At 37.2% G+C, this 11,849-nt stretch carries 10 protein-coding genes and 1 tRNA gene; 10 read left to right on the top strand and 1 reads right to left on the bottom strand.

Features of this window, described 5'->3' with window-relative positions; genetic code table 11:
• Positions 1 to 883 precede the first annotated feature (883 nt).
• From H4J62_RS18805 to H4J62_RS18765, 9 genes are all read left to right on the top strand, one after another.
• Entirely contained in the window at positions 884 to 1,150 is a 267-nt protein-coding gene (locus H4J62_RS18805) for a hypothetical protein (protein WP_070375159.1), read from the top strand.
• Entirely contained in the window at positions 1,150 to 1,821 is a 672-nt protein-coding gene (pnuC, locus tag H4J62_RS18800; protein WP_182217926.1) for a nicotinamide riboside transporter PnuC, read from the top strand. Before H4J62_RS18805 ends, pnuC begins: the two co-directional genes overlap by 1 nt.
• A gap of 7 nt (positions 1,822 to 1,828) precedes the next feature.
• Positions 1,829 to 2,764, top strand: a complete 936-nt coding sequence (locus H4J62_RS18795) for a phosphotransferase (RefSeq protein ID WP_182217924.1) — start codon at positions 1,829 to 1,831, stop codon at positions 2,762 to 2,764.
• A 355-nt stretch (positions 2,765 to 3,119) separates the two neighbouring features.
• Positions 3,120 to 4,172, top strand: coding sequence for a hypothetical protein (locus tag H4J62_RS18790; protein WP_182217923.1), 1,053 nt, complete (start codon positions 3,120 to 3,122; stop codon positions 4,170 to 4,172).
• Positions 4,173 to 4,555: 383 nt separating this feature from the next.
• Positions 4,556 to 5,464: a sulfate adenylyltransferase subunit CysD gene (gene cysD / locus H4J62_RS18785; RefSeq protein WP_070375155.1), complete on the top strand. Its 909-nt coding sequence runs from the start codon at positions 4,556 to 4,558 to the stop codon at positions 5,462 to 5,464.
• Positions 5,464 to 6,876, top strand: coding sequence for a sulfate adenylyltransferase subunit CysN (cysN, locus tag H4J62_RS18780; RefSeq protein ID WP_182217921.1), 1,413 nt, complete (start codon positions 5,464 to 5,466; stop codon positions 6,874 to 6,876). Before cysD ends, cysN begins: the two co-directional genes overlap by 1 nt.
• Positions 6,877 to 7,030: 154 nt before the next feature.
• Positions 7,031 to 8,755 (top strand): SLC13 family permease, encoded by a 1,725-nt coding sequence (locus H4J62_RS18775; protein WP_182217919.1) that lies wholly within the window; start codon positions 7,031 to 7,033, stop codon positions 8,753 to 8,755.
• Between the two features lie 32 nt (positions 8,756 to 8,787).
• Positions 8,788 to 9,438 carry an adenylyl-sulfate kinase gene (gene cysC / locus H4J62_RS18770; protein WP_182217917.1) on the top strand — a complete coding sequence of 217 codons (651 nt, stop codon included), beginning with the start codon at positions 8,788 to 8,790 and terminating at the stop codon, positions 9,436 to 9,438.
• A 62-nt stretch (positions 9,439 to 9,500) separates the two neighbouring features.
• Positions 9,501 to 10,481, top strand: a complete 981-nt coding sequence (locus tag H4J62_RS18765; RefSeq protein ID WP_182217916.1) for a DHHA1 domain-containing protein — start codon at positions 9,501 to 9,503, stop codon at positions 10,479 to 10,481.
• Positions 10,482 to 10,564: 83 nt separating this feature from the next.
• On the opposite strand, the gene H4J62_RS18760 is transcribed toward H4J62_RS18765, so the two are convergent.
• Positions 10,565 to 10,641 (bottom strand) — tRNA-Arg (locus H4J62_RS18760).
• 205 nt (positions 10,642 to 10,846) lie between these two features.
• Here H4J62_RS18760 and H4J62_RS18755 point away from each other — a divergent pair.
• A complete protein-coding gene (locus H4J62_RS18755) occupies positions 10,847 to 11,848 on the top strand; it encodes an efflux RND transporter periplasmic adaptor subunit (RefSeq protein WP_182217914.1) in 1,002 nt (333 codons plus the stop codon).
• Position 11,849: the final 1 nt, after the last annotated feature.

The following is an 11,849-nucleotide window of genomic DNA, read 5'->3' as shown; positions in this document are numbered from 1 at the left end:
ATGCCGTTATGTTGAACTAACATGCCGTTATGTTGAACTAACATGCCGTCATGATGAACTAACACGTCGTCATGCTGAATTTATTTCAGTATCTGTATTCGTGGCTTAGAGTAATGAGATCCTGAAACAAGTTCAGGATGACGTTTTTTTAGCTTGGCAGAGCCGTTGTTAAAAGCCGCCATGCCGTCATGCTGAAGTAAAACGCCGTTATGCTGAAGTAACATGTCGTCATGCTGAAGTAGCATGCCGTAATACTGAACTAACACGTCGTCATGCTGAATTTATTTCAGTATCTGTATTCGTGGCTTAAAGTAATGAGGTCCTGAAACAAGTTCAGGATGACGGGGGGTGTTTAGGATGACGTTTTTTTAGCTTGGCAGAGCAGTTGTTAAAAACCGCCTTGCCGTTATGTTGAAGTAACATGCCGTCATGTTGAACTAACATGTCGTCATGCTGAATTTATTTCAGTATCTGTATTAGTGACTTAAAGTAATGAGATCCTGAAACAAGTTCAGGATGACGGGATTTTTAGCTTGGCAGAGTCGTTATTAAAAGCGCCTTGACGTTATGTTGAAGTAACATGCCGTCATGTTGAAGTAACACGTCGTCATGCTGAATTTATTTCAGTATCTGTATTCGTGGCTTAGAGTAATGAGATCCTGAAACAAGTTCAGGATGACGGGATTTTTAGCTTGGCAGAGCAGTTATTAAAAGCGCCTTGGCGTTATGTTGAAGTAACACGTCGTCATGCTGAATTTATTTCAGTATCTGTATTCGTGGCTTAAAGTAATGAGATCCTGAAACAAGTTCAGGATGACGGGGGGTGTTCAGGATTACGGGTTTTTTTGTTCACTGGAAAAGTGGCATACCATTAGGAAATAATATGAAAATATCTATAGAAATTAGTTTGTATCCTCTAGCAGAAGAAAAGTTTAAAACTGAAATTTGGGCATTCATTAAGCGCCTTCGAAATGTAGCGGGCTTAAATGTAGTGACTAATGGCATGAGTACACAAGTATTTGGAGACTACGACTTAGCTACCCATCATGTTATGGCAGAAATAAAACATGTCCATCAAACCTTAAATGCTGCTGTTTTTGTGTGTAAGTTTATTGGTGGTGATCGCTCAGAAGTCGAAGCTGAAAGCTAATGGTTGAATCTTTATTAGCAACAGTTAATTATTTTACGCATTTGCCTCTCTGGGAATTATTAGCGGTAATTTCAGCATTATTTTATGTGGTGTTAGCGGCAAAAGAAAATATTTGGTGTTGGCCAGCAGCGCTCGTGAGTACCATTATTTATAGCGTTATTTTTTATGATGTTTATTTATGGATGGACGCCTTATTGCAGGTTTATTATTTAGCGATGGCCATCTTTGGCTGGTATTGCTGGCGTCAGGTTTCTTCGTCGCAAAATAACGTAACAAATAATAGTCATACAAGCACGGTATTGGCCATCCAAAGCTGGCCGCTATTCCTTCATATCAAAATAGTGGTCTTACTAACTGCTTGCTCTTTGGCTGTTGGCTGGCTAATGGACAATTACACGCCAACACACTTCCCTTATTTAGATTCTGCAACTACGGTATTTGCGGTGTTTGCGACCTATTTAGTCACTAAAAAGGTCTTAGAGAATTGGTTGTACTGGATAGTCATCGATTTTGTTTCCATTTATCTCTATTTAGAAAAAGGCTTGCAACCTACCGCTGTGTTATTTGGCTTATATGTAGTCATGGCTATGGTCGGTTATGCAATTTGGTATAGCAAATATCAAAAGAGTCATCAACAAGCATCAGGCAATGTAGCCTCGGCGACTGAGTAGTTGAGTGGTGGCTTTAATCAATCAAAAAAGTAATAGCAGCTGTGAAGAGATCAAAGCCTTACCTTGTTTTATTCATCGCGATTGTAAAATTGAGCGATTAACAGGGGGTGAAAGTCATCAATGTTTTAAAGTGACGGTTAACAAAAACACTACTAAGCAACATTTTTTTGTAAAGTCTTTCGCGGGCCATCAACAAACAGCACAAGCCGAGATTGCCAGTCACTTATTAGTAGCAGAAATCGGTGTAGCACCGGCTATCATTTATCATTCAGCATCATGGCTTGTTACCGAATTTATTACCGGTGATTCATTAACCTGTTTTTATAAGCAACAAACTTTCAGTGTAGCTAATAACAAAGTTACGGTGGCGATGTACTTAATGGTAAAAACTCATCAGCTAACACCGCCAGAAAATCATCCGGTGTTAGCCATTGAAGAGCTGCTTTACCACCAAGCCTCCAATAGTAAACTCTCGCAGTCTCAGCATATCGCGCTACAGAAAATAATCCGCGAAATAACACCTCCACAAGCCAAGCATAATCACTTAGTACTTTGTCATGGTGATGTTAATTATGAAAACATTCGTGTAAGCGCACTGTTTAATAATGAAAATCCGCAAAAGCATACTTGGTTAGTCGATTTCGAATGCAGTTGTTTAGCTGAAGCCGAATATGATCTCGCTATGTTTATCGCGATTAACGAATTCAGTGTTAACGATATAGATGCTTTAATACAAGACTATCTGCAATTTACTAATGCGACGATTGATAAAGAAAAAGTGTGTGAATATCTCGCTTGTTGTTATCTCATTAATGGCTTGTGGTACTTCGAGGCCGGCTATCAACACAAGCAAGCGCAAAAATTAATGGCTAAGGCACACCAGCAGTTTGTACTTTTTGACCAATTAGGCTTGTTAACAGAAAAAATAACATTATTATTTTAATCTGTACTATCTTTATTATCCTCAGTAATTTACTCAGTAATAGCTACTATTTATAAAGTAGCTCTATTGAATTTAGTTACTGACTATTTAGTAGTTTATATCAACTTATATCGTGAAGTTACTTTTGTATCACGGTGATTTATTTAAGTTATTGAACATCCGGTACCGTAATAAAAATGCAATAAAGGCTTAAGATTTTAATAATGCAAATCAGCCGTTAAATATTTATTTTATTGTTATTCTTTTTGTTGATCAGGCGTGATGTCGATGCTAATATTTACTACAAAGATCATTCTGTTGTTTATCTATATAACAAGGAATGTTAGGTTTTTTACTTTCAAATCAGGGATTAACAATGAATAAAATTATGCTTACAACAGTTGCTGCGGCAATTTCTTTGACTTTATCGGCATGTTACCAAGATGATGGTACTGTTCTTGCGCCAAACCAAGCGCCACCGGTTCCACCAACGCCTTCTACATTAGATGTATCAGGTTCTGGTATCAAAGGTGTATTAGCTAACGCTTTAGTTGAAGTTTTTGATAGCTCAGATGTAGAAACTGCTCTAGCTAACACTCAAACAGATGAAAATGGTGATTACACACTTTCATTAACTGATGCTTCTGGTGAAGCAATCACAGGTACTTTTTTCGTACGCGTAAGTGCTGACGAAGATACTACAATGATTTGTGATGCTCCAGCTTGTGGTGACGTAGTTAGAGGTGGCGTTGTTCCTGCTTCACAATTAGTGGGCTTAGAACTTTCAACAATGAGTAACTCTGACGGTAGCGGTACAATCTCTGCTGAAGTTAACGCATTAACAACACTTGCAACTGAAACTATTTTAGCTGTAATTGAAGACGATGCAGATATCGACCTTTCTGACCCAGAAGTTTTTGAAGCGTTTCAAGTAGATGCTTCTCGAGTGATTGGTGCTACTCTAGGTTTAGATTTATCTGAAACTAACATTTTTGACGTTGTAATTGTTGATGCTTCTGTATCTGCAAATGTATCAACAGACGATATGATAGCAGCAACGTTAACGCTTATTAACGGTTCACTTTCAGGTTTAGAGCCAGGCACTGATGAAACTCTTGCTGATGCAATTAAAACTTATATCGCTGCTGTTAAACTAGTTACTAAAGCGATTATTAATAACCCTGGTGCAGCATTAGATGCTGACTCAGTAGCGGCAATGGCAAGAATTAATGCTGTTCAAGCTAAAGTTTCGCAAGCAATTAAAGATTTAGCATCAGTTATTGCAGGCGATACAGGTAATGCTGTCGGTATTGTAAATATTCCTGACGTAATCAATCCTGATGATATCGCAGCTTCTGTTGATCTAGATGACGACATTACTGGCGGTACAGGTGGTACTGGCGGTACAGGTGGTACTGGCGGTAACTAATCCCAGTAACTATTATCTGAGTAAAAACCGATAGATTTGTCTATCGGTTTTTTTTTGCCAAAAATGTTCAATAATAATGCTAAATATAGAAGGATAGATCGGAATAATCAGCTAAATATTTAATTGCAGAACAACCCCGCCACCGCCATAATCATTGCATGATAGCCATCTTTAATAATACCAGCATAGCGTTTGTAATAGTCGTGCTTTTACTCTTATTTAAGTCGTTTTAATTTAATTGTCTAAGTTAGCTTTAGTTTATCTATAGTTAGATTATTGCAAGCTAGTTATAACCTAAGTTATTTAGTTATTTCGCTATTTGATTTTGGTTTGATATAATTTTTTGTAAGATTTTGACATCAAAAATGTAAAATAGGGCATATATGAATAAGAATAAATTAACACATTTAAAAGCACTGGAAGCTGAATCAATTCAAATAATGCGTGAAGTTGCTGCTGAATTTGATAATCCTGTTATGTTGTATTCAATAGGGAAAGATTCTTCTGTTCTTTTGCATTTAGCACGTAAAGCTTTTTATCCGGGTAAAATTCCCTTCCCATTAATGCACGTTGATACTGATTGGAAATTCAAAGAAATGATTGAATTTCGTAATAATCTAGCAGAAAAGTATGACTTCGATTTAATTGTCCATAAAAACCCTGAAGGGCTTGCTATGGGTGTAGGTCCGTTTACTCATGGTAGTGCAAAACATACCGACATCATGAAAACACAAGGTTTAAAGCAAGCATTAGACATGCATGGTTTTGACGCCGCTTTTGGTGGTGCTCGCCGTGATGAAGAAAAGTCTCGTGCTAAAGAACGTGTTTATTCATTTCGTGATAAAAATCATCGTTGGGATCCTAAAAACCAACGTCCAGAGCTTTGGAATATTTATAACTCTAAAGTTGATCAAGGCGAAAGTATTCGTGTATTCCCATTGTCTAATTGGACCGAGCTTGATATTTGGCAGTATATTTATCAAGAAGATATTGAAATGGTTCCACTTTATTTTGCAGCCAAAAGACCTGTTGTTAAACGTGATGGCTCGTTAATCATGGTGGATGATGAACGCATGCCTCTAAATGAGGGCGAAGTGCCTGAAATGAAATCAGTACGTTTTAGAACACTAGGTTGTTATCCACTTACTGGCGCTATTGAATCGACTGCAACAACATTGCCTGAAATCATTCAAGAAATGCTTTTAACAACCACTTCTGAGCGACAAGGCCGAGTCATTGATAATGATTCAGCTGGTTCAATGGAAAAGAAAAAAATGGAAGGGTACTTTTAATGAACACTGAACAAACATTATTGGCAACAGATATTGAAGGCTACTTAAAGCAGCATGAAAACAAAGATATGCTGCGTTTTATCACCTGTGGCAGTGTAGATGACGGAAAGTCGACATTAATAGGCCGCTTACTTTTTGATAGCAAAATGATTTTTGAAGATCAGATGGCTGCTATTGAAAAAGATTCTAAAAAGTTTAATACCACAGATGGTGATTTTGATTTAGCGTTACTCGTTGACGGTTTACAGTCTGAACGCGAACAGGGTATTACGATAGATGTTGCGTATCGTTACTTTGCTACAGAGCAACGTAAATTCATTATTGCCGATACTCCAGGCCATGAGCAGTACACACGTAACATGGCAACGGGTGCTTCTACATGTGACTTAGCCATTATATTAATTGATGCGCGTCACGGCGTGCAAGTACAAACACGACGTCATTCATATATCTGTTCATTATTAGGTATTAAGCATGTGGTTATTGCTATTAATAAAATGGATGCAGTAGATTATGACCAAAAGACATACCAAAAAATTAAAAGTGATTACCGTGAATTTGCTAAATCATTAAATATTGAAGATGTTCGTTTTGTGCCTATTTCAGCTTTACGCGGTGATAACGTAGTCAATGAAAGCGAGCATATGCCTTGGTATCCGGGTTCACCTTTGCTTAAATTATTGAATACCGTGCAAATTAGCGGTGAAAAAAATAGTGCTTTTCGTTTTCCTGTTCAATACGTTAACCGTCCTAATTTAGACTTTAGAGGATTTGCCGGTACGATCGCTTCAGGTGAAATTCGTGTTGGTGATACTATTGTTGCACTACCTTCAGGTAAGCAAAGTAAAATTAAGTCGATAGTCACTTTTGATGGTGAACTTGAAACGGCTTATGCCGATATGGCTGTAACGCTGACGCTTGAAGATGAGATAGATGTTAGTCGTGGTGATATGATCGTGCGACCGCATGAGCAACCCGCTTCTTCTAATACGTTTAGTGCAGATGTTGTATGGATGGATGAAGCGGCACTACAAATAGACCGTGAATACATTATTAAAGTGGGCACTCATGCTACGTTTGGCTCTGTTGATAAAATAGAATATAGCGTTAATGTTAATACCATGGAAAAGCAAGACGTACAGCATTTAGCCTTGAATGAAATAGGGCGCTGTAACTTTACGTTAAACGAACCTGTGCAGTTTGATGCTTATCAAGAGAACCGTCAAACAGGTGCTTTTATTATTATTGACCGTTTAACCAATGCAACGGTTGGCGCGGGCATGATAGCTTCACAACTGACGCAATTGGAAAAAGGACAGCCTAAAAAGTACAGTGATTACGAACTTGAACTTAATGCGTTTGTTTGTAAGCACTTTCCTCATTGGGGAGCTAAAAGTTTAGCTAAAAAGTAACGAGGCTAAAAGATGTAAACTAAGGGCAATGAGGCTCGTGTAAAAAACAGTTAGCAATATCTCAGTTTTTTACTACGCCGCTTTGCTCTTAGTTATTATTTGTCTCTAATTTTTTCTTAAGATTAGCTGTTAAAAGTTAACAGGGTTTATATATTTGAATATAGATGCAGCGTTCGTACTATTAATCTTTATTAGTACAATTATAGGTTTATTAAAGTTTCAGAAGCAGCCTGGAAAGGTTTTTGGCTTTACTTTTATTGCACTTATTATTAGTGGACAAGTTTCAAATGAAGCTGTGTTAGCCAGTATGTCTAATAAAGGCTTAATAACGCTTATTTTGTTAATACTGTGTTCTCTAGCGTTAGAAAAAACTCGCTTATTGCGTATACTCGCCAGCAAAGTTTTATTCTCAAGTTATGGCAAAACATGGATCAGGCTTTTTAGTTTAACGGTTGTTTCTTCAGCCTTGTTAAATAATACCGCCGTTGTCTCTACCATGCTGGCGCCGATTCGAAACAACCCTTATCATTCTGCCAGTCGATTATTATTACCTTTGTCTTATGCGGCTATTTTTGGCGGTACGCTAACCTTAATTGGCACGTCTACTAACTTAATTGTTAACAGTTTAGTCTTAAATGCTGATCTACCTGCCTTAGGATTTTTTGATTTTTTCCCGGTAGGTATTTTTATCGTCATTACTTGTGGCTGTGCGCTGTGGTTTTTATCTAAATATCTCCCCGAGACAGATATTAATTCAACGCTAGAAAGTTCATATTTATTAGATGCTAAAGTAGAACTTAACTCGGCATTGATTGGCAAAACCGTAGAAGAAAACGCTTTAAGGCATTTAGACTCTTTATTTTTAATTGAAATAATTCGTGCAGGGCAAACGATTACGCCTGTTTCTCCCGACCAAGTTATTAGTGCCAACGATAAGCTTATTTTTAATGGTGACGTTACTAAAGTAAACCAACTTAAGCAGTTTGATGGTTTAACTGTTTTTGCACACAAACAAGGCTTGTCTGATGACAACTTAACGGAAGTCTTTGTTCGTTCTGAAAGTGTACTCATTAATAAAACATTAAAAGGCGTTGGCTTTAGAGCTAAGTTTGATGCTGCTGTGGTAGCAATGAAAAGAGACGGGCAAGCTGTTACAGGTAAGCTTGGCGATGTTAGCATTCGTCCGGGTGATTACTTAGTGTTAGCAACGGGCCAAGATTTTAAAGCCAGAAATAATGTTGATAAAAACTTTATTGTCGTCAATGGCGTTGAGCCAGAATCAAAACTTACCGGTAAAAAAGAACCTTTTGTTATTATAAGTTTTTTCTTAACCGTAGCATTAAGTGCACTAGGAATTATTTCTTTATTCAAAGGAATGTTAGTGCTATTTTCTTTTTTCTTATTATCGAATTGCTTGTCTAAAGATGAAGTCATTAGACGTTTTCCAATACAAATTTGGCTGATTATTTCTACTGCGCTAATGCTTGCCAGTGCGTTAATAAATAGTGGATTACTAACGTCTCTTGAAACGATTACTTCTTTGTCGGGTAGTATTACGCCGACCGTCGCCTTGATTATTATATTTTTATTAACGGTATTATTAACCGAGTTGGTCACTAATAATGCCGCAGCCGCGCTAATATTCCCAATAGCTTATAGTATTGCGTTGAACTATGGCGTAAATATTACTCCCTTTATTATGGCAGTAGCCTTTGGTGCCAGTGCTAGTTTTATTAGCCCATATGGGTATCAAACCAATTTAATGGTCTTTAGTGCCGGGCAATACCAGTTGATAGATTTTATAAAAATAGGTGTGCCAATTAGCGTTATATATTGCACTACTGCGATTTGTAGTATTTTATATTTTTTCCCTTTTTAGCTATTAATAGCGTTCAATGATAAATGTGAATTATGAAAAAAAGTAACCCAGCAAGTCCTTATATAGAAAAAAACAACACAGAAAAATCGTCAGATGTGGTTTGGCATCAACAGAGTGTAACTGCTGAACAAAAGTCTCAATTAAAAGGCCATAAAGCGGTATTGCTATGGTATACCGGCTTAAGTGGTTCGGGTAAATCTACCGTTGCCAACGCAGTTGAACAAAAGTTACTGGAACGTGGCTGTCACAGTTATTTACTTGACGGTGACAATGTTCGCCACGGTTTAAATAACGATTTAGGGTTCACTGACGAAGACCGTATTGAAAATATACGCAGGATAGGTGAAGTGGCTAAGTTATTTGTAGACGCAGGTCTGCTTGTTTCAACAGCCTTTATTTCCCCTTTTCAAAAAGACAGAGATCAAGCCAGAGCGTTACTTAAAGACGCGTTATTTTTAGAGGTATTTATTGATACGCCTTTAGATGTTTGTGAAAGCCGTGATCCTAAAGGTTTATATAAAAAAGCAAGAGCGGGTGAAATCGCTAATTTTACTGGTATAAGTTCGGCTTATGAAGCCCCTGAAACTGCTGAAATACATATCGAAACAGCGCATTTGTCTATTGAGCAATGTGCAGATTTAGTGATAGACGCTTTAATAAAAAAACAAATTATAAAATCATAGTCTTTACCCATGGCTTTATCGAAAAGTGATAATTGTAAATAATAACAATAAAGGATTTATCTGTGAATTATGACGTATTTAATGGTGATGCCGACGGTATTATCGCTTTGCTGCAGTTGCAATTAGCCAATCCGACAGTAAGTGTCAAAATTACCGGCGTTAAACGTGATATTGCTTTACTGCAACAGGTCGTTGAAATAACAAATGCCCAAGGCAATAGTAGAGACGAGAGTGTTATACGCGTTTTAGATATTTCAATGGAAAAAAATAAAGACGCATTGAATACCTTATTAGCTGAAGGCGGCAACGTAACTTATATCGATCATCACCGTGCGGGTGACATTCCGGAACATGTAAATTTACAAACGCATATTGATTTAGATGCAAATACTTGTACGGCTTTAATCGTTGATAAGATTTTAGCTGGGAAGTTTCATTATTGGGCAATTTGTGCCGCTTTTGGTGACAATCTTATTGCTAAAGCGACTAAGTTAGCCAAATTAGCGGGTTTAAACGATAACGAATACGAACAGTTAGAAACGTTAGGTACCTTAATTAACTACAATGGTTATGGTTCACATATTGACGATTTGCATTTTCATCCGGCAAGGTTATACGAATTACTGTTAGCTTACTCAAGCCCTTTTGATGCGATTAAAGATGCAGACTCTCCTTATTATATTTTGCAAAAACTATATAACCAAGACCATTTAAAAGCCGTTAACACCAAAGCATTTTATGACACAGCGTTATTGACTGCATTTGAATTACCGGATGAAACATGGGCCAGAAGAATAAGTGGTGTTTTTGGTAATGAATTAGCCAATATAAACCCCAAGAAAGCACATGCTATTTTTACAATAAATATAGATAACACCTATACGGTTTCTTTAAGAGCGCCATTAGCGAATAAACAAGGTGCTGGTGATATTTGTAGTCAGTTTGCTACAGGTGGAGGACGTGCGGCTGCCGCTGGAATCAATGCGCTTCCTAAAGATAAGATTGAAGCGTTTTTAGCCGCAGTAGTAGCTTACTATAGCTAATGAGTGACGTGGTAAAATAGATAAGCGGTCACTGTAAAAATGAAACTGTTTATTTAACGTGAATTTTGTTTTTAGGAAAAAAGTGGTCCACCCGACAGGACTTGAACCTGTGACCTCACGCTTCGGAGGCGTGAACTCTATCCAGCTGAGCTACGGGTGGTTTGCTGTGTTAAGCGCGGCAAATACTATAATTAATCGTGAAAATTGTCTAGCTTTGTCGTCTTTATTTTCTGTACAGCAGGGAATTTTATCGTTCTTAGTCAAGCTGAGGATAAATAATGGAAAAAGATGTACTTTATTCCGCAACAACCCTAAAGTATTGGCTATAATAAAATCAGTTAATTTAACGCGTTATAGAATTGAATATGAAATCATGGAATAGTTTTATTAAGTTTTTGATGATTGGAATAACACTTTCTGCATCATTTTTTACATTGTCACAGAGTTACGATTTTGAACAGATCATTGTTGAGCCCTACGCAGACACGATAAAACGGACAGGGAAACTTGATTTTAAAAGAACGTTAAATTTGTCATTTAAAAGTAGTGGGTATTTAGCTAAGTTAGCCGTTGATGAAGGGCAGTACTTTGAAAAAGATCAGCTCATTGCTTCTTTAGACACTCGCGAATTACTGCAAAATAAAAATGCTACTTATGCGCAATTATTACAAGCAAAGCGTGAAGTTAACCGCCAACAAAAACTACTCGAAAATAAATTAAGCTCAGAACAAGATCTTGATCTTGCCTTAACTCGTGTTGAAACAAGCAGAGCTAACTATCAAGTTGCCTTTTATCATTTTGAAAAAGCACAAATTTTTGCACCATTTTCAGGTGTGGTATTAAATCGTTATACTGAACTAGGTGAACTACAATCACCAGGCAGTAGTGTACTAAAAATAGCCGCTTTAGAACAAAATTGGGTGGTAAAAGTTGCCTTAACAGGCAACGAAGTCAGCCAAGTACGTTTAGGTCAAAAAGTGAATGTTTCTATACAAGCACTTGGCGGTGTTATTGGCGAGGTAAGCAAAATACCTGCTATTGCTAATACCGATGGCAATATGTTTATTATAGAAGTGTTACTGCCAAATATTAATTTGAACAATGGTATTGTTGCTGGGCAAATTGCTGAGATCACTATCGACTTTACCAGTGATAACTTTGTTTATCGCTTACCGATATCAGCATTGGTAACTGTTAATAATAATGGTCAGGCCGTTGTTATTGTAAGGAATGAGCAAGACCTTAAGTATCAATCTTATGATATTTATCGTTTAGATAATCAGTTTGTTTATCTCTTTGCTTCGGTTGATGACCAACCCTTACAAATAGTGACGAGTGGTTGGCAACATATTTCAATAGGTAAGTAAT

The organism is Colwellia sp. BRX8-5 (genome assembly GCF_014077325.1).
Lineage (GTDB): Bacteria > Pseudomonadota > Gammaproteobacteria > Enterobacterales > Alteromonadaceae > Colwellia_A.
Note: the sequence above shows the minus strand (reverse complement) of the source record. Positions and strands in the feature narration are given on the sequence as shown.